We start from the raw sequence: 23,997 nt of genomic DNA, 5'->3' as shown, positions 1-23,997 counted from the left end.
AAACTGACTGCAGTTTGTCATCCTGAGCATAGCGAAGGATCTAATACAATAAGTACAACAAAAAAATTAATCTTAATGAAATGAAAAATCGTAGGGGCGAATTGCAATTCGCCCGTTTGTTATATTTATTTATTAATGAAGTAACAGGGTGAACTCTAAGTAGTTCATCCATGGTGTTAATGAGGTAAGGGAAAAACTATGATAAAATTTATTATATTAACTTTATTTAACATCAATCCTTCTTTCAATACAAACGAGATCCTACAACAAATTGCTCATTGCCCGATAAAAGAAAAAAAACAAATAATAATAAAAGACAAGTCTTATAAAGCAACCTTTGATGAGGATGGAGTTATCCTGAAAGCTACCGAAAAGGAAAATAATACAGAAGATGCTCTTATCCCTGTATATGGCAAACCTGAAATAAGAAACGGTAAAGTTATTTACAAAGGTTTCTACGGAGAAATCTCATTTGAAGGCACTGACAGGGGTCTCAGATTTGAACAATCTTCCCCTTATCCACCCATCTCTGCATACTCCAACGCTACTCCCAACCTCTGTTTCAACTCCTCCAAATCCGGCGAATTTCTTGTTGATACGAATATTGCTTTTGTGCCTACAGTTGGCGGAAGCCAATATAGATTTAAACCGTCTATTGCATTCGATGGTACAAATTATTTTGTAGTCTGGGAAAATAAACATTACGGCACTGATTATCCTCGCATTTACGGCGCAAGAGTAAGTAAATCCGGCGTATTTTTAGATTCCGCCGGTATAGCTATTTCATCCGCGCCATCCTGGCACCCTTCCGTAGCATTTGATGGTACAAATTACTTTGTAGTTTGGAATGGAGATACCAGTATTTATGGTGCCCGAGTAAGTACGTCCGGGATAGTTTTGGATTCACAAGCAATTGCTATTTCACCCCAGGGACTTGAACCTTCATTGATTTTTGGCACAACTAACTACTTTGCGGTGTGGAGATATGGAAGTAATATTTATGGCACAAGAATCAATCCTGCCGGCATAGTTTTAGATACAACAAAAATTGTCATAACAGATGCACCATCGGTAAAAACATCTCCCTTTATAGCCTTTGATGGCGCCAACTACTTTGTAGTCTGGGAAGACAACCGTAATGACCCCGGTAAGAGTACGGATATTTACGGTACGTTTGTAAGCCAGGACGGTACAGTCTCAGATACTTCGGGAATTCCTATTTCTACCGCACAGGAAGACCAGAGATGTCCAACTGTTGCATTTGATGGCACGAATTACCTTGTTGTCTGGGGAGACCTACGGGTTACCGGTACCTGTTCCGATATTTATGGTGTCCGAATGAATACTTCCGGTGCAATATTAGACTCTCCGGAGATACTCATTTCAACTGCACCAAATTGGCAGGAGGAACCTTTTATATGCTTTAATAATCCTTATTATCTGGTAGCATGGTTTGACTTCAGGAGTGATACCGGCGATATTTATGGCGCACGGATTAATACCGGTGGTATAGTTTTGGACACACAGGGAATTCCCCTATCAACTGCGCCATTTACACAGTTATATCCTTCTATAGGAACTGATAGCACAAATTACTTTTTAGTGTGGAGAGAGCGTATAGAAGACTATGAACATATTTATGGAGCACGAGTAGATACTTCCGGAACAGTTTTAGACCAAGGAGGAAATATTATCTCAACTACGGCATATTCTCAATATTCCCCTTCTGCAGCCTTTGACGGGATAAATTATTTTACAGTTTGGGAGGATTATCGTAATGACTTATGTCCGAATATTTATGGCGCTCGCATAAGCGGGAATAATACAATTTTAGACCCCCAAGGGATACGTATTTCAACCGCAAGCTATTCTCAGAGAAATCCTTCTGTTGCCTTTGATGGAACAAATTACTTTGTAGTCTGGGAAGGTAAGCAGTACGGCACTGATTATTATCACATTTATGGCACAAGAGTAACTCCAACCGGAAAAGTTTTAGATTCATTAGGTATAAGTATTTCTGATGACTCAACATGGCAGACAGGTACATCAGTAGCATTTGATGGTGTAAACTATTTAGTGGTATGGGGAAGTTGGAGGGGTGCTGCTAACATTTGTGGCGCCCGCGTAAATCCTTCCGGAACAGTTTTAGATACCGAAGAAATTCATATTTCTACTCTTCCCGATAGCTTCTTTTACGCGTGGTGTATACTATCGCCTCCTTCAATTGCCTTTAATGGGACTAATTATTTAGTAGTATATTCTATTCAGGATAATTGGAGCGCTTCTGCCGTTTATGCTAATCGAGTAAATCCTGAAGGCGTCGCATTAGACTCAAACGCAATACATATCACTCCTATAAGAAAGCAATATGTCTTTAACCCTAAAGTATCTTCGGATAGCGCTAACTATTTCGTAGTTTGGGAGGATTACCGTAGCTTCTATTTGGACATTTATGGTACCCGGGTGGATAATTCAGGAATAGTTTTAGATACCGGCGGACTTCCTATTTCTACTGCATCTTATAACCAAAGAACACCTTCCATTAACTTCGATGGCACCCATTATTTTGTACTATGGGATGACTATCGTAACGAATGTATAGATAATCCTGACATTTATGGCTCTCGAGTAAATACATCCGGCAAAGTAGTTGATTCTTTTGCTGTATCAACACAAATCGGTAATCAGAATACACCATCGGTTGTAAAAGGAGCGGATAACCAATTGCTTATTACATATTCCGGTTTTGTGCCTACTATTAACAACCGGCCTGCAAATACAATGCGTATATGGGGGAAATTCTACTCTGTGGTAGGGACGGAAGAACAATCCTACAAACAGGCATACTCCCTGAATATCTTTCCCAACCCGGTTATACGAAAAACAACCATCAATTATCAATTAGCCAATAAAACTCTTATCTCCCTTAAACTCTACGATTTAACCGGCAGATGCGTAAAGACCTTGGTTAATGGGGAGCAGATACCGGGATATTATAAAGCAGAACTGAATTCAAAAGACTATCCAACAGGCATATACTTTGCGAAATTCAAAGCAGGCAACTACAAGGAGACAAAAAAATTAATTCTAATGAAATGAAAGGGTGAACCCGAAGTGGTTCATCCCTAATCTTAATGAAATAGGAGAGAAAAATGAGAAAATATTTGTTTGCATTTATTATCATTGCAGGAACAAACTTATTCGCCTCCGCTCCCGATACTCTCTGGACAAGAACCTATGGTGGAACTAGTGATGATGGGGGAAAGTCTGTTCAGCAAACTACGGATGGAGGCTTCATAATTGCAGGATATACATTCGTTTCCGGGACAGGATGGAATTCCGACGTATATCTCATTAAAACAAATTCTTCAGGGAATTCTTTATGGACTAAAACTTTCGGCGGATACGACTGGGATGAGGGGCTATCGGTTCAACAAACTAAAGATGGCGGATTTATTATTGCAGGGATGATCGGCTTAGGACCATCCAATAAGTACCCCGATGTCTATCTCATTAAAACAAATTCTTCGGGGGATTCTTTATGGACAAAAACTTTCGGTGGAATTGGTGCCGATGTTGGCTATTCACTTCAACAAACTCAAGATAACGGGTTTATAATTGCAGGATTTACAGAATCTTTCGGAGCAGGTGATGATGATGTCTATCTGATTAAAACAGATTCTACGGGTGATACTCTCTGGACTAAAACTTATGGTGGAACTTCCTACGATGAAGGCCATTCAGTTCAGCAGACTTCTGATAGCGGGTTTATTATTGTAGGTTCTACATACTCTTTCGGTGCAGGCAATACTGATGTCTATCTAATCAAAACGAATTCTTCAGGCGACACCCTCTGGACAAGAACCTACGGTGGAACTAACCATGACTATGGCTATTCAGTTCAACAAACTCAAGATAACGGATTTATTATTGCAGGGGCTACATACTCGTTTGGAATAGGCACGCCGGATTCTCTCAATGTTTATCTAATCAGAACGGATTCTTTGGGAGATACTTTGTGGACAAGAAATTATGGCGGGGCGAATGATGATTTGGCTAATTCGGTTCAACAAACTAAAGATGGAGGATATATAATTGGTGGTTCGACATGGTCTTTCGGACCAAATGTACCGGCTTGTGCCAATAGCTACCTCATTAAAACAAATTCTTCCGGCGATACTCTATGGACTAAAATCTTTGGTGGACTGGGCAATGATTATGGCTGTTCCGTTCAACAAACTGAAGACGAAGGATTTGTTGTTACTGGAGCAGCATGGGTTACCGGAGACCCTGATAATGCCTCTCTAATTAGACTGGGGAAAGAATTCGCAGTTGAAGAACCCTCCTCCAATCCCCAATCCCCACTCCAAAATCCCCAATTGAATGTCTCCCAAAACCCCTTCTCTAAATCAACAATCATCACTTATTCTGTTCCCCCTAATAACTATTATACTAGTACCCTATTAACTAATGTTCAATTAACTATCTACGACCTCGCCGGCAAATTAGTCCGTCAGTTTCCTATTAACTATTCACTTTTAACTAATAACCAAATCCCCTGGAATGGTACCGATAATAATGGCAGATTAACAAAAACAGGTATTTACTTTGTTAAACTGACTGCAGTTTGTCATCCTGAGCATAGCGAAGGATCTAATACAATAAGTACAACAAAAAAATTAATCTTAATGAAATGAAAAATCGTAGGGGCGAATTGCAATTCGCCCGTTTGTTATATTTGTGTCTTAATGAAATAAAAAGGGTAGAGTTGTGGTTTTAATCCAGCTAAGCTGGGCAACTGCCCCAACTAATGCATAATTAAACTAAGGAGAAAATATGAAAGAAATATTTATTTATAAAATTGCTCCTTGGTTATTAGGAGCCTTTGTTGTCGGAGGAACAATCTTTTTATTTTATTATATGTTATTTGTGCTATCATTCAAAAACTACAACGACAAACCCGCTTCACCGGCAAAGCAAAAAAGAGATAATTGGATAGGTTATTTGATTACTGCATTTGGAGTAATATATTTTCTCGTTCCCGCGATAATAAAAAAGACTGAAGTAACTAAAACAATATTATTGTTAGCTATATGGGTAACATTGGGAATAATCGGGCCTTTGCTAAATAAAAGATTTAAGATGCCTCCTTGGCTAAAATTAGTTTCAAATCTTGTAATGCTTTACATTATTATTTATGTTTTATATCTTCTTCTTTTTATCACTAACCATTATAATATTGGTTTTGTGCTACCAATGGTATTTTTGTTCACGGCGTGGGACATAATGTCTTTTATTGTAGAGAAACATAAAGAAACAATAAACAAATTATCTGTGTTTATGAAAATTCTTATTTCGATTGGTTGCGCTGCCATATTTTATGTGCTTTCAGGACATTGAACTATATTTAAATAAAGTTCTCATTCAAAATTCACCCGCAAAACCCTCCTCTGTTAGTTAGACTTTGTTCCACAAGGAACTTAGTCTAACTTATCCAGTTTTGCAAAGCAAAACTTAAGGAATTGAATAAGGATTAAAGAAGGACTAGTTAGACTTTTCCGTTTTCCGTTCAACCCTAAATCCTTCTGTTCTCTGTGCCCTCTATTCTGTTCTCTGTGTTCTCTATAACTTTAATCTGTTCTCTTTTCCGTGTTTGTTTTCTTTTTTTAACTCTGTGTTCTCTGTGGTGAATCTTTCCGTTTTTCGTGTCTTTCTATATTTCGTATTTTCGGTTCTCCGTTTTCTTTTCTCGTACAATTCTCTTCAAGTCCCTGTTAAAATTATTTCTGTTGTCTGTTTTTTGTTGTTCTGTGTATTTCCGTTTTTATACGTGTTAGGAGTTTACCCCGTCCGCCTGAGGAGGAGCGGGGTGGCTAAAACTCTCTTTTGTGATCTGTTTTTCGTGTTCTTTTTTCTGTGTTGTTCTGTGTCATTCTGTGGCTAATTCTGTTTCATCTTTACTCTTTTCCTTGACAAAAATACGTTTTCAGAATATTTACTACAAAGATACTTGTTGATAAAGGAGGAAATAAATGAATAAAAAATCTGACCGTTTGTTTATTTCTGGAATCATTATTTTCCTGATTTCACTTATCGCGATAAACATTACCACATGGTTTCCCATACGAATCATATTCGCAATAGGATGTTTAGTTGGAGCAATAATTGTTATATTTTTGGGAAAAGGTCCTAACCATCCGGCTTTTTGGGCAAGAGCAGTTTGGTGGATTGCGTTGCCGGCATTTACAATTCCCGTTACAAACATTTTCGTATGTCTTTTTATTGACCATCATCATACCTTTCCAAAACATCTTGGTTATTTCGGAGGGGTAAAAAACAATTTCGATATTTTTGGACTCTGGCTGGTCGTTTTTATCCTCCAGGAAATATTCACCAAACTAAACAAAAAAAAGAAATGAAACTTAAAATTCTACCCATCTTAATTATATTGGCATCATTGGATTCTTCTTTATTCGCCCAACAATCCATCGGACTAAAACCCTCCAACATAATACTAAACGATTTAGGCAAATACCAAAATAATTGCTTGTTTATTGCCGGAAAAGGCTTCTTCAACAATAAATATTACGAAGAACCAACGATGTTCAACTATGCAGTCGAAGGAGCTAGCGGATACGCCTTAGGATTTGTCGGATTTATGGGTGCAGCGCTTGTTTCGCTTGGATTAATGTGGGGTGCTAACGACATTACTGCCGATCAGGCAAAAAGCATGCAAAGTATGGTATTAGCTATGTGGATGTGCGGCACCGCACTCGGAAGTTTTGGCGGAGTTTCGCTCTCCGGAAAATTAATGAAAAAAAACGGCTCTGATGAAAAAGCAGCGGTGGGAACTATTGCTGTAGCAGTCGCAGGCTGGCTGTTAGGATATATAAATGAGGGATTTGCCATCACTTCTTTGTTAGTTCTCCCCATCGGTACTGTTATCGGCTATAACTGGAAATGAAAACTAATAATTTCGTAGAAACTAAAAAACTTATCATCTTAAACTAATCTTTTTTATGGAGGTAACATATGCGAAACATTAAATTCTTACTGCTCACAGTAGTTCTTCTCTCCGGCTGCGGCCCAAAACCTTTCCTCTGGAAAGGCAATTACATCTCTATCAATACCGCAGAAACACCCAAAGAAGATTTCAAAGCAGGTAATTATATCGTAATTTCTTACGCCCCTGTCGAACTCAACCCAAAAGCAAAAATCCCTTACAAATTCGGTATCGTAAGAGAAAACAAACAATTAGCTCTTGTTCTTCTAAAAAACCATCCGAATAAAAAATTAGGCACTAAATATTCTCTGGAAGAAACAAGAAGCTTTGACAACAAAAAATCGTCTTTTCCTCTTTATTCTAATGAAGAATATCGTGCTTTATCCTTTCCCTTACCTTTTGATGAAAAATATTTTATTTATAAAAATTATGTCACGCTTCCCTCTTACGACACGCTCAAAAATGACATTATGCAAGTTTTGACGAGCATATTACCTTATGAAACTTATTCGTTTGAGATAGCTATTGATACCGCGATAGAAAAGCCCAAAGAAGAATTTCAGGCAGGCAATTACATCGTAGTTGCCTATGCTCCAGCCGATTACCTCTGTGATGCGGATATTCTTTATAAATTTGCCATTATTATGGGAAATAGAAAATTAGGTGTCATTTTTTTACAACATCATCCGGAATTCAATGTCTTTGGAACCGAGTATTTTCTGGAAGAAACGGGAGTCAGACGAACCGGAACTATTCCTTACGAAACCTCATCCAACAATCACGTAACTTATAAATCTTACCCCAAACGTCCCGACTACGAAACCCTTAAAAACGACGTCATTTCCGTCCTTTCAAAATGAACTTTAATCCGATACAAAAACAGTCTCTTATAAAAAACACTGCACTACTGTTCATTGCATTACTCCTTCTCTCCGGCTGCGCCGCTCCTAAAAAGTTTCTATGGAAAGGCGATTATGTCGCTTTTAATACTGCAGAACAACCCAAAGAAGATTTCAAAGCCGGCGATTATATCGTCATTTCCTACGCCCCAATCGACTCTAACCCGAAAGCAAAAATCCCTTACAAATTTGCTTTCGTTGAAGGAAATAAACAAATAGGTCTTCTCGTAGTGAAACCTACACCAAAAAATAAAAAATCAACCGAATATTCTCTGGTGGAACCCATAAAAGAACGTATTCGCGGAGCTCCTATCGGTTTTTATCGTCTTTCTCCTTTGTCTTTTTCCCCTTACGACAGAGGTTTGGCAACTACTTCCCATTCTTACGACGAACCCTGTAAAAATTATGTCCAGATGCCTGACTATGAAACCTTAAAAAACGATATTATTACGGCACTTTCGGATATACCTTTCTACGAAAATATCGATACTACAACGGAAAAACCCAAAGAATATTTTCCGGCAGGCAGATATACCATAATTTCTTACGTCCCTAAAGACCTTAAACTTAATGATAACGAAAGTATTCTTTATAAATTTGCCGTTACTCTGGAGAATAAACAATTAGCGAAATTTCTTTTGATATACTATTCAGAAATTAAAAGAGCAAGTTTGGTAACGGTAATAAAACTACACAAAACCTTATACCCCGGTTATTTCTCTAATTTATTTCGTTCTCCTTATTCTTCATTTATCACTTGTACGACTTATGCGGCAACGCCCGATTACGACACAGTAAAAAACGAAATCATTACGATGCTTTCCTGTGAACCAACAGGCGCATCTATTGACCCCTCAATAGAAAAATCCAAAGAAACATTTCAAACCGGCGATTATACCGTAACGTCTTACGAATATTCCGAAGATTCGGATATCCTCTATAAATTTGCTATTTTCAAGGAAAACGAACAAGTAGGAGTTATCGTTCTGGAACATCATAAAGGCAACAAATTTCACGACTTGGGATATGTTGAATATTTTTTGGAAGAAACCGGAGTCAGGCGCAGTGGCGCTATCCCTTATATAACCGCATCTCTCAATCACGCAACTTATAAAGAGTACTTAATACAACCCAGCGACGAAGACATAAAAAATTATGAAAAAAATGTCTTTCCAATCCCACACCCCGACTACGAAACCGTAAAAAACGACGTCATCTCCGTCCTATCAGGCAAACTCCCCGAATAATTCAAACTTTCTGTTAGTTAGACTTTCCGACGCAGGAGGACCAAATCTTTCTGTTTTGTCTCTTACAGTCTCCTAAAGTCCCTGTTAAAATTCTTTCTGTTCTCTGTTATTTTTTAAACTCTAACTCTTCTCTTTTTTCTGTTTTTTGTTGTTCTGTGTATTTCCGTTTTTATCCGTGTAAATCCGTGTTAGGAGTTTACCCCGCATATTTATTGTGCGGGGGGCTAAATTTCTCTTCTGTTGTCTGTTTTTCGTGTTCTTTTTTCTGTGTTGTTCTGTGTTTATTCCCTGTCTGCCAGTTTTTTAGGCAGATGTGGCTATACTATTTGTTTTTGTGATATTTTTTTCGTGCTTTTTAGTGTTTTCGTACTGGAGTTTACCCCGCAAATTGCGGGGTGGTTCTCCGTTTTCTGTCGTTTTTTAACTCTATCCCTTTCTGTTCTAATCCCGTTAATCCTGTCTGAATTTTCTGTTCTCCGTTTTCTGTTTTTCGTTCTTTTTAAATCTAAATCTTTCTGTTTTGTTTTGTCTCTTACAGTCTCCTAAAGTCCCTGTTAATATTTCTTTCCGTTGTTTTTCCCTTCTCTGTTTTGTTATCCGTGTATTTCTGTGTCATTCTGTGGCTAAATTCTTTTCTGTTGTCTGTTTTCTTCTCTGCGCCCTCTGCGACTCTGCGGTGAATATTTCCGTTCTCCCCTTTTTCCTTGACAAAAATCCTTTCCCCCTTCATATATACTCATAATTAGGCAAATCAAATAACGTCAAATAAACAGGAGGCAAAATGCAATCTTTGAAAAAACTTGACCTGAAAGGAAAACGCGTCCTTACTAGAGTCGACTTTAACGTCCCTCTGGACGGAACTAAAGTCGCGGACGATTCCCGTATAAAAGCTGTTATGCCCACAATGAACTACATCACCGGGCACAACGGTAAACTCGTTCTTATGTCTCACCTCGGCCGCCCCAAAGGCAAAGTCGTCGAGTCTATGTCACTTAAACCCGTTGCAGAATATTTATCAGAAATGATTGGCAAAAAAGTAACATTTATCCCGTCCTGCATTTCCGAGGACGCCGAAAAAGCAACTAAAGAAATGAAAGACGGAGACATTATTCTTCTCGAAAATACACGGTTCTATCCCGAAGAAGAAAAAAATGATATGGAATTCGCCAAAAAACTCGCGAAACTCGGCGATATTTATGTTGATGATGCTTTCGGTTCCGCTCACCGGGCACACGCTTCCGTCGAAGCCATTACTCACCTCTTCGATGTTAAAGTTCCGGGTTTCCTTATGGAAAACGAAGTGAACTATCTCAGCAAATTAATCGAAAATCCCGAGAAACCTTTCGTTGCAATTCTCGGCGGCGCTAAAGTTTCCACAAAAATGGATATCATCGTTAACCTCCTGCCAAAAGTTGATAACATTCTTATCGGTGGCGGGATGGTATTTACTTTCTTCAAAGCTCTCGGGTACAAAATCGGCACGTCAATCGTTGAAGAAGACAAAATCCCGGTCGTGAAAGAACTCCTCGAAAAAGGCAAAAACAAAATCGTTCTTCCCGTTGACATAATCGCCGCGGACAAATTCGAGAACAACGCCCAACGAAGAATCACGACCGCCAACTTCATTCCCGAGGGATTTATGGGATTGGATGTCGGTCCCAAAACTACGGAAAACTTTAACACGATATTAATGCAAGCCAAGACTATCTTCTGGAATGGCCCCACAGGCGTATTCGAACTTGACAATTTTTCGTCAAGCACACGAGCCATTGCAAAACAGCTGGCTATGCAGACGCATCACGGAGTAACCGCGATAATCGGCGGTGGAGATACGGTTGCCGCAGTAAACAAATTCGGTTTGGCAGATTCTATGACTCATATTTCGACAGGTGGCGGCGCATCTTTAGAGTTTCTTTCCGGGCTGAAACTCCCCGGCGTCGAAGCATTAAGATAGGTAGTATTTAACTGCAATTAAAAGAACGGGCGAGGCTCTGCCTCGCCCGTTTTCTTTTCCCCGTTTTTCCGAATAACTATTATCCAACGAATCTTTCCATTTGGGTAGGTAGGGACATAGCGCGATATGTCCTTTTTGTTTTTATTATCCTGTTAATCCTGTCTGTCATTCTGAGCGTAGCGAAGAATCTCTCTGTTTTCTTTTCTGATGTTCCGATATACTTTCTGTTTTTCCGATTAACTATTCACTATTCCCCTATTAACGAATCCCCTACCTACTACCAACTTGCTTGTCCGCCGTAGGAGGAATACTTTGATAACCTGATATGCTCTCTGTTTTTTCCCGTTTTTCCGAATAACTATTATCCTATTAGAAACTCTTAGGCTTTAGCCTTTAGAGATTCTTATCCAGCTCAGCTGGGCTATCCTATTAACGAATCTTTCCATTTGGGTAGGTAGGGACATAGCGTGCTATGTTCTTTCTGGTATTTGTCATTCTGAGCCCGATTTATCGGGAGAAGAATCTCTCTGTTGTTTTTATGTTATACTCACCTCACTCACCTAACTTAACTTATAGTCAAGCCCTTAGAACTTTAGTTCTTAGGGATAGCTATCCAGCATCGCTGGACTCAACTATTCTATCCAGCTCTGCTGGGCTTTAATGCCCTACTTTCTCCTTTCTTTTTTCCCTCTGCGTTCTCTTCTTTTTCCTTTATGTTTCAAACTATCTGTTTTTTATTTTTTTCTTCTCTGCGTCCTCAGCGTCTCTTCGTTCTGTGAATATTTCTGTTTTCTGTTATTTTTTAACGTTCAAACTTGCAAACTTTTTAGTTAGAGTTTCCGCCTCAGGCGGAGCGGGGTGGTTCTCCGTTTTCTGTCGTTTTTTAACTCTATCCCTTTCTGTTCTAATCCCGTTAATCCTGTCTGAATTTTCCGTTCTCTGTTTTCTTCTTTGCGTTCGGAGTTTACCCCGAAATGGGCGGGGTGGTTAGACTTTCTGTTTAGTGTAATTTCGTGTCTTAGTGTTTTAGTGGCAAGTATTTTGTTTTTCTCTGTTAATCTGTTCAATCCCAAATCCAAATTCCCTGCCTACCGGCAGGCAGGCGCAATCCAAAATCTGTTAATCTGTTAATCTCCACAATCCGCAATCCGCACTCTAAAATCCCCCCTCCCCCACTTTTTTCTTGACTTTCCCCTCAACCCCAAGTATTTAGTAATTGACACTGGGAGGCGTTATGACTTATCTTTTACTTGTAATTTTTGGATCTCTAAATTTTGAAAGAATAAACATAGACACACAAATCTATCCCCACGGGATATGGGCAGCGGATATCAACGGGGACGGGGCAAAAAAAGTTGACATCATAGGACTATGGAGCACAGGCGCAGCCTGGTACGAACACACCGCAAACATCAACACCTGGATAGCTCACCCGATTGCCACGACTTCATCCAATTTCGGCGAAATATCCGCCGCAGATTTTGACAAAGACGGCGACAACGATCTCATCTTTACCGTTAGACCTTCCAACCAGATATGGGTATGTATAAACAACGGCGCAGGCTCTTTTACGACTTCCGCCATAACGACAGGTTTTTCCTCCCCGCGATACTGTTACCCGGCAGACGTAAATAATGATGGGAATATGGATTTCGTAGCAGGACACCAGACTTCATCCGCTACCGCGTTCTGGTTTAAAAATAACGGCTCCGCATCCTTTACTCCAATGCCCGTCGGGACCGAAATATTCTCAAGCGCCTGGAAAGTCTACCCCTTTGACGCAAACGCAGATAACCATTTCGAAGTGCTGGTCTCAGGCTATGCTAACAACTCGGTATTCTGGATGCAAAACAACGGCTCGGAATCCTTTACAAAAATACTGGTTTCCGGCGCTATCACTTACCCTGCAGGCATTGCCGCCGCCGACCTTGATAATGACGGTGATAAAGATGTCGTAGTCTCGGAAGCCTATACAGGCACTCGATTGCTCTGGTATGAAAACAACGGCGGCACGTTCATTGAACACTTGCTTCAAACGGGACTTGACTGGGACGGCGTGGATATCGGTGATATTGATTTGGACGGCGACATAGATATCGTCGCTTGCAACAAAAATGATGCAAACACGGGAAGCGTCAGGTTATACGAAAATATGGGTGGAAAAAATTTTCTCGAACAAATTATTGACCCTCTTGTTCCCGAAGCGGATATCCCTTATATAGTGGAAATAGACGATGACAGCTGCCCGGACATTGTAGTGTCCGATGCAGTAGATACCAATGGATATTTCATACTTTATCACCAGAACTGTGGAGGCGCCGTCGAAGAAAAAGAAACCCCGAACTCTTTCGTCTGCAAGGTTTATCCATCACCGGTATTCAGCAGTGCGCAGTTTGAAATAACCGTTTCACAACAGAGCATTGCCGCGCTAAAAATTTATAACACAACGGGCTCGTTAGTTTATGAAACATCAAAAGAACTCACCAACGGCGTCAACAAAATACCGTGGAACACACGGGATATGAGGGGAAAACTATTAAACTCGGGAGCATATTTCTATAAATTAGAACTCAAATCTTACGGTAAAACCTGCAACTGCCATCGCACAACAAAAACGTCCGGCAAACTCATCGTATTTAGGTAGTTCTTGAGTCAAAAAATGTAGGCACAACTTACCTGACGACAGTTTTCTTCTTTTCTCTTCCGACCTATATGACTTATTCGTCCTATTTGTCATTCCCGCGGAAGCGGGAATCCATTTAACGAATATCCTATTCACTATTATCCTATTAACGAATCTTTTCCCGGCTGTAGGGACATAGCACATCTTTTTTCTCTGTCCTATATGACTTATATGTCCTCTATGTCCTATTCTCTTCTCCGTTTTCCGTTACCATCTACACCATCTAAACTGCCTATACTAACTACACTATCTGTCCCCCGTCTCCCCTAAACGAATACGTCATCTCATTCGAAAAAAACAAAAACACACTCAAAAACCTCGGCTCAAGCCCCTCATCTATAAAGATACTCGTCTCCCCGCGTCCACGCATACTCCTCCCGTAGAATATTTTCAACTCGTAATCCCCGTCCGACAGGATAGAATTCCGTTTCTTCGTGAAGAAGGCGTTTTCCCCGCCGTACTTATCAACCTCATTTGAATAAAAGAGATTATCAAAAACTTTCATATCCTTATCTGAAGGTTTGCAGTAAAAAACTAATATGTGTGCAACATCTTCGGGAGTACCGTTTTTATAAACACGTGAGTCCCACTTCAGGGAAAGCTGGTTCCCTTCGTATTTCAGGTTTTTCGGAACATTGTGGGGTTCGTATATTTTACCTTCGTAAATAGGATTCATCGCGGAAAGGTCTACCCAGTTATCTTCCGAGATGGGAAGTTTTTTATTCGGAATGGAATCGTATAAGAAACCTATGTTTTGTCTTATAAAAGAATTATGTTCCAGCATTTGGTAGTTGTGTTTTTTCCAGTATTTACGGAATTCCGGTTGTAGAAGATGGTATATCCGCATTGTGAGTGCCAACAACGTGCTCATATTTTTAAACCCGACACTTTGTTCTTTGGGAAACAGGGTATAATCTCGTTTGAGGTAAACGATTTGTTTCCCTCGTACATAAGAGAACGTAACATTCCCGACAGAACCTCTTATTGTGCCAAAAGCACCACCCAAACATCTCGCCATTTAACCTCACTTGGACTCTGCGTCCTTTATTTTAAACTCTTTTCTATCTGTTATCTTTTAACCCTAGTCTTTCCGTTCTTTGCGCTCTCTTGTTTTTTCTTTATGTTTCGAACTATCTGTTTTTTCTTTTTCCCTTCTCTGCGAACGGAGTTTACCCCGCTTAGGCGGGGCGCCTTTTCGTTTTGTGAAAATCTGTCGTTATCGTATCGCTACATTAACCGCTACCGAATACTCTTTCCCCCTCCTATGATACGCAAACACCACCCCCTCCCCCGACTTCACCTTCAACGAAACAGCCCGTTCCCCGTACTTCACAGGAGCAAAAGTTTCCACTTCAAGCGTTTTTCTATCTATAGAAATAAATCCTAAATCATATCCCGGCTGGGGATTTTCCTGTTGAAAACTCATTACCGAGTTTTTGAATTCCAGCAAGTTTAGTTGTGGCGGGGTCAACTCGCCCATAGTGAAGATTAAGTTTTCCAGTCCGTACTTCAGTTGTCTGCGGTTTATGCTAAAAAACAGATGATAAGCGGAGAAGTGTTTTTCCTTGTATTTATCAACGAGAGGTGTCCACGCGGGGTAAATGATTGTTTTACGTATCTGCGGGCATATTTTATTAAGCATAGAAAATATTTCGGTATTAGTTTTAAAAGCAGCGGACTTTTCCGAGTGGTTATTGTATTTTTCCGGGTAATAGGGAACGATGTAGGTTTTATTATTTTGAAATCTAAAAGTAACGCCTTGCGCGTCAGGAGGCATATTGTAGTTGAACATTCGTTTCGCCTGTTCCGGCGACATCCCGCGGATTGTGCCTGTAAAATTAAACGGACTATTCCTTACTCGCATATTTTTTATCTGTTATTCTGTCATTCTGAACGTAGTGATTACAGACTCTTGGGCGATAGCCCTTAGAGACTGTTATCCAGAAGCGTAGCGTAGGAAGAATCTCTCTGTTTTTGTTCCTGATTTTCTGGTAATCTGATATTCTGCCTATACGAAGCCCTTTCCACCTCTGGCGGATTATAGTCAAGCTCTTTCCAGCTATGCTGGATTAGAGATTGCTATCCATAGCTTGTCTATGGGGGGATCCGTATCCAGCTCAGCTGGACTGATGTTCTAATTCTCTGGTATACTTTCTCTTACTTACTTAACTCACTCACCTAACTTACCTTACTCAACTCAAAGGCGTTTGTATAGCCTTACACGATTAGATGCAAAAAAGTCTAAAAAAGATTCAAAAAAAATTATTTTTTGGATTTTGGGACCTTTTTAGTCCGGCCATTTGTCCACCCTGTTTATCCTATTCTTGTCTATTTTGTTAGTACTGTAGTAGGAGGTAAATTTTACGAGCTAAACGGCAAGATATCTTCTAAAATTTTGGGTTAAATGTTCTAATCTATTAATATATTCTCTAAATCTAATAGATAATTCAGAAGGGATTTTTTCTGAATGAATTATTTTATCAAGAGTAAATAATATTTCTTTTGTATACCTATAAGACTTCTCCAAAGTCATTCTGTCTATTTCTCCATGTATAGTTCTACTTTTTAATTCTCTTATTCTATAAAATAAATGGGCTAATTCTTCTTTTTCTCTTGGATAAAATTCTGATTCATATGTTTTCAAATCTTCTACTATTTTAAATAATAAGTGTATGTTCTCCTCTATTGAATATCTTTCGAGTATGGCAGGATTTAATTCTCTCGCATTTTCCATCATTGACATTCTTCTAAACATCATTCTTTTTTCTTCTAATTCTCTAATCTTCCTAACTTCTTTAATCGTACTATCATCAATATCTTTCTTTCTTGTCTTATTTAATTCTAGGAATCTATCTGCTGTATAAATATGAAAATCAACCCCTGCCTTGTCTGATATTTCTTTTTTTAATTGTGGCAATGGCATAAGCCTTTTCCCATCTTTTTCTAACCACCAATCTTCCTTAACATCGCCTGAAATTAAAATTATTGGTTTTTTACATTTTTGGGCTTTATCAATTATTTGGCACCATAAAATAAAATCTCCATATTTTTTATCTTCGGGCTTTTTATCATCCTTGAAACCAGGGGGAATTTTCTTTTCGTATCTTTCTTTACCTTCTTTTTTTATCCTATCTAAATCTTTTTCATTATAATTATTCCCTACTGTTCCTTCAAATAATTGATTTAACTTTTCTAATACTTCATCCTTTTCTAACCATTTAGGATGATCATTTTTTGCTTGTTTAATTTTTGTTTCTACACCAGATAGCCCACTGTTCATTTCTTCCTTGATTTTACACAAATCTAAAAAGGGGTGGTCTTTATATTTAACCTCCATATCACTTTTGGCTTTTCCTAGGATTGATAAAATATCATCATATGATTTCTCATATTCAGAAATGACATCAATCCTATTTTCATAAAATTCATATCCAACCTGATATGGGATCCAAATCTGTTTTTTCTTTTTTAATTCATTTAGAACATTAAAATATGCATCAACTGTTGTTCTGCTATATCTATACATATTCAAAAGGGTATTTGTATCAAACACAAATAAACAGGTTTTCCATAATTGTTTAAACTCTTGTTCAGTAAACTGATGATATTCTTTAAAAATCTTTTTCATAATTCTCCTCATTAAAAATACTTTTTCTTATTTTTATTTATAAATACCCCTCAACTCCTAAAGATTTAAAATACGCATTTACTTGTTCTACTATAATTTTACGACGTTGCTCCAAAAAAGATTCATAATTTTCAATTATCCATAATTTTTTATGCAAAGGGACAAATTGTTTTTCAAGTTTTGCCGGATCAATTTTCTCTAAGTATATTTCCGGAGGAGTATTAGAAATTGTACGGTTAGCTTTTTCAGTCAAAAAAGCAATATTAGATGTATCGTCAATTAAAGAATATTCATAATCAGCGTTTTTTAAGAGTGAGCGTGGAATTATGTGATGTTCTTCATAGTCAGAGGTAGTAATTTTATGCCCTTTCCACCAATCTTCAGCTCCTTTACTCCGGGCAACAACATAAAGTAACAATTTAGAGTTTTTGCTTTTACCAGCAAATCTTTCTTCGTCTATTAAAAGACGCCCAACTTGGCTTTTTAATAAGTGAAAAAGTTGACTTAGGTTTTTATTTTCAGTGATTGATTTAATATCTTCATCTAATTTTGTTTCTGGGGAACCAGCATAGCGTCCCCAATAAGAGGCAAGTAAAAACCACAAAATAAATTCTTTGGAGTCCTTTTCAGAAAAAGCATCTTTCTTTTGAGAAATATAAAATGCTAATGGAATTAAAACATATTGAGAGGGAAAAATATACGAATTGTTAATACCTAAATTTTCTTCAAGAATCTTAAAACATTCTTCTAAAGATTTTTTAGTTATATTCCAATTGTTACGTAAATCTTCGTCAGAAATGCTTCGCGCTATGTTTCTAAAATAGGCAAGTCGTCCTTGTTTTACTGAAATTGCTACCAAAGACCGTATAACTACTCCCGCATCAATATACCAATCAGTATCTTCTAATTTCTCAATATAATTTCGAAAATCTTTACGAAACTCACCAGGTATTTTTAAGGCTAGCAGCGCTAACAGAAGTTCGGTTATTCTTATTCGTGTTCCTTTTGAGTTAATTTTGACAAAAATATCAGCGACTTCTTCATAGTCCATATCAGATGAAATTGTAAAAACCGGAATACTGTTTCTTGCTCCCACAAAAATATTCCTAACTTCTGCCAATTTTTGCAAACATTTATAGATCTTCTCCTCATTCCAACCAATTAATTTAAGTTCTTCCCTATTAACTACCGAATATTCTCCATCCTTAATAACTCGTGTAATATCAAACCAGTCAGGTTTATTCTTTAACGGAGGTATTTCTATTTCAAATTTTTCTTCAAAAGGGTTAAACAATAACTTTATAGTTCTTTCTTTAGCGCCTTTAAATATAACGCCTTTTTTAGCTAATAATAGTGAAGTTAACCTCTGTTGCCCATCTATTACCAATTCGGTATAATTACTAATTTCTTTTGTAGTGTCATCAATTGCAGTTATAGGGATATTATCATCTAAATTCGTTTGCCAAAGTAAAATCATACCGATTGGATGATTTTTATAAAGCGAATCAATAACGTCTCGGATTTGGGTATTTTCCCAAATAAATTCGCGTTGCATATCTGGCAAGGCTATTCTGCCACGTTCTATGTCTATTAATAGTTCACTAACAGTTTGATTCAGTAATGCCATATTATTTATCCCTCCTTTATATTAAACTACCAATACTTTTCAATAAAAAATCATAATGTTTTTTATCTTCTTTTTCTACAAGCTTCAATAGGTCGTCCACTATAGCAGGTGTCTCGCCTAAGATGGTCATATCAAAATCCTGAACACCACTTTCATATTTAGCATGTGAATATGTTGCAACAAAATTAATTATTCTTTCCTTCTTTTTGGAATCAAAATCTATATGCTTAAGTTTTTCATACGTATTGTCAAGATTTAGCGGAACTCTAAAAGCCAGAAAACTTTCGAGAAATTTTCTTGCTATATTAGGAATCGGGTACAACTCTTCTAATTTATATTGAGCTTCTTTAGAAAACTTATACAAGACACTAAATAGAAAGTGATATTCGGATTCGTAATCAATAAGTAGTTTATCCATCTTTAGAATATTAGATTTTCGTATATCCGATTTTACTGGACAAACTGTCATGAAATATTCTACTTCTTGTCCTTCCTTTTCTAGGTGTTGAAACCAATTTTTTATCTGTCTAAAAAAATCAAAATGATGAGTCAATATAAAAATCTGCCCGGCATCCTTAATAGCGGTCTTAATAAAACTAAAAGCCTGAAAAATTGCGTTTGAATCAAGACTTGATACTGGGTCATCAATAACAATTGTACTATTTTTCAAATTAAAGCCATCCTCATTTATTTTTGTGAGGAAATATACTATAGCAAGAGCCGTTCTTTCTCCTTCGCTTAAATTTTCTGCAATATTACCGTTACGAGTAATCTTATAACCTGCTTCGCCCGTTATCTCTTCTAATTGTATGTCATTGCGTCCCAAAAATTGTTCCAAATCCCTGTTAATTTCCTGAGCGGGAATAAGATAATTAAGTAAGTTTTTTTTAAGTTCTTTTATTCTTTCTTCTTGCCCCTCAATTTTTGGGAAAAAGGCTAAATAATCTTTTTGCGAAGAATCTAATTCTGTAAGTATTTTGTTATAGGCTTGCATAAATTCTGCAATGTAATGCAATTCTAAATCTTTTTTATCTGTATTAATTTTACTTTCAAAATTGTACGTTTTTTGATTGTGCTGTTCAATAATTTTATTGATTTTTAAAAATGGAGTAATATCTACTGGAACACTCTTATTTAAAGTTGACTGTAAAAAAAGGTTCTGTTCTTTTTGATTAAGGATAGAAATTAAGTAATCTAAAATTTTATTAAATTCTATAATAGCATTTTCTGCTTTTTTCCTTTCGGACACATATTCTGTTGCCAAATCACCGTAAAAACCTAAAGAGTCAGGGAAATCCAAACGTACCTTTCTAAAATTACATGTATTCTTTAAATCCTGAACGGTACTAAGCATTTTCTGATATTCATCATTAAAGTGATTTTCTAAATCATTAATCCGGTTGGGTGGTATTTTTTGGTTGCAAAAAGCACATATATCAAGATTTTTGGCATTATGAATTTCCAGTCCTTTTTCTACCCACTTATTAATTATTTCATCTTTTTTCAGTTCCTCTATAACTTTTGATATTACCGTTTTTGTGAGAATATCACTAATTTCCTTTTCGAGATTCAAGATATCAAAATTTGGTAATATAAGGTTATTGATTGGATCTTTACTTGTCTGAAGAATAGATTTTTTAATTTCTACAATACGTTCATATGATAATTTGAGACCTTCGGGGACTTTGAGCTTCTCTGAATTGTTTGCGATTGAATTTTCAAGTTTTAGTTTGTCATAATTTCCATAATTATCTTCCCTTGGAGTTGTTAGGGCATTTCTAATCTCTCTAGCTTTGTTAGTTAAAGCATCTCTTTTTTTATCCTCGACTTTATTGAACAGTTTTTTTTTCGTAGTACTATCTTTTTTAAAATCTTCTAAATCAATCTCGGCTTGTGTTATTTTCTCTTTATCTTCTTTGCTCTCTTTCCCCAGAAAGAAAATAAATTTTGGACTATTGTCACAAAAAACAGTATTATCTATAAAATCCTTATTAAAAACCCTTATATCTTTGAAATCAGATAAATTACTATGACTAATAGATGTTCCATTATGTAATTTAAATTCAAACTCTGCTGGTTTTTCTGGATTATCAAAAAAATTCTCGCCTAATTCAAATGATTTTAACACACGAGAAAAAGAAGTTTTTCCTGAGCCATTCCAGCCATAAAACAAATTATATTTCGAAAATCCTGGAAAGTCAGTTGCTGGCTTAAAATCAATAAATGATGGACAATTTTTAATCTTTACTATATTTTTAATAATACTCATTTAGACACGCTCTCTACTCTTTTTATTTCTTACTCTAAACATTCTCCCCTTTATTTATCTTCCTTTGAATTGTACAAATGCCTCATTTAAAGCACTTACTACACCATTAATATAGCTTTCGTCTTTTGACCGGATAGCATCGGCTTCTCCTGATGCACTCCCGATTTTAACTACATAAACTTGTTTAGAAAAAACCGCCATTAAAACCCCACATATAAGTATTAATATTCCAAGGAATGAAATGCTTTGCATGTTTGAATTAAGGGTCCATATAGTCAAAAGAAAAGCTAAAATAGCAATAAATATGCCCCATTGGCGTATAAGATTAGGCTCTTTTTTCTTGGAAACAGATGTTATGTTTGCCATCATATATGTTGTAGTTCCAATAATTGCCCTTGCGTTAGTAATTCGTACTCCCTTTTCATCCGAATAATAACTTACTTCTCCTCCCTTTTGTTTTTCTGTTGTTTCGGATCTTTCTATAACTATTCTGGCCGATTTTTCTTCATCCTTTTTTCCCTTAACTGTTTTATTAATATCTATACCGCAATGTTTACAAAATTTTGAGTCCTCTTCTATCGTTTTACCACATTCTCGACAAAACATTTTGTCTCCTCTTTCCCCGATTAACGATTATACTATTATACTAATAACAATCCCCCCACCCTACTTCCCTTTTTTTCCACTTTTTACTGCTCGGAGTTTACCCCGCTTAGGCGGGGCGTGCTCTCTTTTCTTCTCTGTATTCTTTATTTTTTTAATTTTTTACTCTTCGCTGCTTTTCTCTGCGTACTCAGCGACTCTTAGTTCTGTGAATCTTTCTTTCTGTCACAGTTCTTACAATTTTTTACCATCTATTACTATAAATTACTCCTTAGTTACAATGAGTTACTCCTTAATTACGCAAAAGCGCATAACCTAATTCCAAACTGCGCACTGAGCGAATAACTGATATTATGCACTACCCCTTCCCCGTTCGCACAACAAAGTTTCCTGCTCCGCACGTCCTCAACCCACTTCGAATTCGCCGCCTCTGCCCTCCGATTCGCAACTACCCGCATCTTTGCCACCTCTAATGCTTCCCCGCTTAGACCGCTAATCTTACTGAAATCATTTTGAATTATTGTCTTTACTGTCTTATTTATGCTCCCATTTTGCACTTTGATATCAAACATCAGCGCCACCGCTCGTTCCGATAAAAGATTATATTCCTTGCACAACCCTATCGCCCCCTGATAAATAACCGTCGAATACTTTGTCTCAATTTCCTGAAACTCTTCCGTCCTTCCCAAAGTCTTGAAATACCCGCACCACGGCTCATACAAAAAACACTTCACTGGATGCTGTATCGTCCCTACCCATTTCATTTGACTCGCATAATCTTTTCCCAAAATCTCCACCAGCGTTCCATACTCTTTATTAAATATATTTTTCAAAACGTCGCTATGCGCATTATTCATATCTATTAATAACGGCTGTAATGACTTCTGCCCGAAGTTCCATTGTAAAACGCCAAAACTCATTCCCTGCCCGTCAAAATTCCCCGATAACCCGGCAAAACAATCAGGCGCCATTTTCCCCGTCTCAAACGCCCCCGTTAACGCTAAACATCGGTGCAACAGTGACTCTTTTGTAACAACCGGTTTTATAATTTTTTCTTCAAATAAACTCGTCCACGTTTTTGGTCCTACTTGTCCGTCAACGGCCAACTTCGCCGATTGCTGGTATCCACGAACGGCGACTTCCGTTCCCCCACCAAAAGCCCCGTCAACAATCCCCTTATAAAACCCCAATTCTTTCAGCTTATTCTGAATCTTTGTTACTTCCGCCCCCGTAGACCCAACCTTATAAATAATCATTCTCTCCCCTCATTCTTCTTTTTCCATCCTCTTTATGTTTCTTTGCTGACCACTGCCAACCGTACACTGTCTGTTTTCTCCCCATCCCCGTATCTATCTTTACAATTTCCTACCTTACTATCCCCTTCCCCCAAGTCAACAAAAATTCCTTGTAAAATTCTTTGATTTCTTCCCATTTTTGGACACTTTTCCCTTTTCTCGTGTTAATCTTGTATTAATCCTGTCCTGGTTTTTCTTTTCCGTTTTCCTTTTTCTGCGTTAATCTTCATCTGTCTATCCCAATTATATTTGTTTTTTCTTTCATTTTTTAACTCTTAACTTTCTATTTTTTCTTTTTTATCCTATACATCTGCGCTAATCTGCGTCCAAACTTTTTGTTAGTCTTTTAATTTGTTCAATCCAAAATCTCTTTTTTTTCTGTTCAATCCCCAATCCCTGCCTACCGGCAGGCAGACAAAATCCACAATCCAAAATCTCCTCACACCTCCGGCAAATTCCCCCAGTTATCTTCCTCTATCTCGTTCTTATCCGTCCGTAAATACTTCACTCCGTTTATTTCAACAATGCCGATTTCTTCCCCTCGCTTCCAACAACCATTATTCTTGCCTTTATAAACCGTAATAACATTAAACCCTTTATTTATCTTTGAAATAATATCTTCCCGCAACCACGTCTCCCGCGAACCAATCTTATCCCCCTTATCTACGTGCACCCTCGCCTTCTCTATATGCCTCCGCGACTTTATGTATTCAACCCCCGACACACAATAATCCGCCCACTTATTCATTCCTCATTCTCTCCCATTCTCTGTGTTCTCTTGTTTTTCCT

Annotated in this window: 18 protein-coding genes; 9 read left to right on the top strand and 9 right to left on the bottom strand. The window is 37.6% G+C overall.

What is annotated here, in order from left to right:
* Positions 1-198 precede the first annotated feature (198 nt).
* From WC614_09365 to WC614_09325, 9 genes are all read left to right on the top strand, one after another.
* Complete coding sequence (locus WC614_09365) at positions 199-3,099, top strand: T9SS type A sorting domain-containing protein (protein MFA5033217.1); 2,901 nt, start codon at positions 199-201, stop codon at positions 3,097-3,099.
* Positions 3,100-3,152: 53 nt separating this feature from the next.
* Positions 3,153-4,697 (top strand): T9SS type A sorting domain-containing protein, encoded by a 1,545-nt coding sequence (locus WC614_09360; protein MFA5033216.1) that lies wholly within the window; start codon positions 3,153-3,155, stop codon positions 4,695-4,697.
* 139 nt (positions 4,698-4,836) lie between these two features.
* Positions 4,837-5,400, top strand: coding sequence for a hypothetical protein (locus WC614_09355; protein ID MFA5033215.1), 564 nt, complete (start codon positions 4,837-4,839; stop codon positions 5,398-5,400).
* 632 nt (positions 5,401-6,032) lie between these two features.
* Positions 6,033-6,419 carry a hypothetical protein gene (locus tag WC614_09350; GenBank protein MFA5033214.1) on the top strand — a complete coding sequence of 129 codons (387 nt, stop codon included), beginning with the start codon at positions 6,033-6,035 and terminating at the stop codon, positions 6,417-6,419.
* Entirely contained in the window at positions 6,416-6,964 is a 549-nt protein-coding gene (locus WC614_09345) for a hypothetical protein (GenBank protein MFA5033213.1), read from the top strand. Before WC614_09350 ends, WC614_09345 begins: the two co-directional genes overlap by 4 nt.
* Positions 6,965-7,032: 68 nt before the next feature.
* Positions 7,033-7,863 carry a hypothetical protein gene (locus tag WC614_09340; GenBank protein ID MFA5033212.1) on the top strand — a complete coding sequence of 277 codons (831 nt, stop codon included), beginning with the start codon at positions 7,033-7,035 and terminating at the stop codon, positions 7,861-7,863.
* Entirely contained in the window at positions 7,860-9,149 is a 1,290-nt protein-coding gene (locus WC614_09335) for a hypothetical protein (GenBank protein MFA5033211.1), read from the top strand. Before WC614_09340 ends, WC614_09335 begins: the two co-directional genes overlap by 4 nt.
* A 781-nt stretch (positions 9,150-9,930) precedes the next feature.
* Entirely contained in the window at positions 9,931-11,103 is a 1,173-nt protein-coding gene (locus WC614_09330; protein MFA5033210.1) for a phosphoglycerate kinase, read from the top strand.
* Between the two features lie 1,234 nt (positions 11,104-12,337).
* On the top strand, positions 12,338-13,747 hold the full coding sequence (locus WC614_09325) for a T9SS type A sorting domain-containing protein (protein MFA5033209.1): 1,410 nt from the start codon (positions 12,338-12,340) through the stop codon (positions 13,745-13,747).
* A 280-nt stretch (positions 13,748-14,027) separates the two neighbouring features.
* Here the strand turns inward: WC614_09325 and WC614_09320 are convergent, their stop codons facing one another.
* The 9 genes from WC614_09320 to WC614_09280 all read right to left on the bottom strand — a co-directional run bounded on the left by WC614_09320 (position 14,028) and on the right by WC614_09280 (position 23,956).
* Complete coding sequence (locus tag WC614_09320) at positions 14,028-14,804, bottom strand: hypothetical protein (protein ID MFA5033208.1); 777 nt, start codon at positions 14,802-14,804, stop codon at positions 14,028-14,030.
* 198 nt (positions 14,805-15,002) lie between these two features.
* Positions 15,003-15,650: a hypothetical protein gene (locus tag WC614_09315; protein ID MFA5033207.1), complete on the bottom strand. Its 648-nt coding sequence runs from the start codon at positions 15,648-15,650 to the stop codon at positions 15,003-15,005.
* 504 nt (positions 15,651-16,154) lie between these two features.
* Positions 16,155-17,414, bottom strand: coding sequence for a PIN domain-containing protein (locus tag WC614_09310; protein MFA5033206.1), 1,260 nt, complete (start codon positions 17,412-17,414; stop codon positions 16,155-16,157).
* Positions 17,415-17,451: 37 nt separating this feature from the next.
* Positions 17,452-19,041, bottom strand: coding sequence for a DUF262 domain-containing protein (locus WC614_09305; protein ID MFA5033205.1), 1,590 nt, complete (start codon positions 19,039-19,041; stop codon positions 17,452-17,454).
* Between the two features lie 16 nt (positions 19,042-19,057).
* The gene (locus WC614_09300; GenBank protein ID MFA5033204.1) at positions 19,058-21,310 is read right to left on the bottom strand and encodes an AAA family ATPase; all 2,253 of its coding nucleotides are present in this window, start codon (positions 21,308-21,310) and stop codon (positions 19,058-19,060) included.
* Between the two features lie 54 nt (positions 21,311-21,364).
* Entirely contained in the window at positions 21,365-21,916 is a 552-nt protein-coding gene (locus WC614_09295; protein MFA5033203.1) for a DUF6232 family protein, read from the bottom strand.
* 293 nt (positions 21,917-22,209) lie between these two features.
* Positions 22,210-23,169: a peptidoglycan-binding domain-containing protein gene (locus WC614_09290; GenBank protein ID MFA5033202.1), complete on the bottom strand. Its 960-nt coding sequence runs from the start codon at positions 23,167-23,169 to the stop codon at positions 22,210-22,212.
* A 32-nt stretch (positions 23,170-23,201) separates the two neighbouring features.
* Positions 23,202-23,345 (bottom strand): hypothetical protein, encoded by a 144-nt coding sequence (locus WC614_09285; GenBank protein MFA5033201.1) that lies wholly within the window; start codon positions 23,343-23,345, stop codon positions 23,202-23,204.
* Positions 23,346-23,647: 302 nt separating this feature from the next.
* Positions 23,648-23,956 (bottom strand): DUF3892 domain-containing protein, encoded by a 309-nt coding sequence (locus tag WC614_09280; GenBank protein MFA5033200.1) that lies wholly within the window; start codon positions 23,954-23,956, stop codon positions 23,648-23,650.
* Positions 23,957-23,997 lie beyond the last annotated feature (41 nt).

This window comes from bacterium, assembly GCA_041649255.1.
Classification (GTDB): Bacteria; Hydrothermota; UBA3073; order JACQXS01; family JAQTXJ01; genus JAQTXJ01.
Note: the sequence above shows the minus strand (reverse complement) of the source record. Positions and strands in the feature narration are given on the sequence as shown.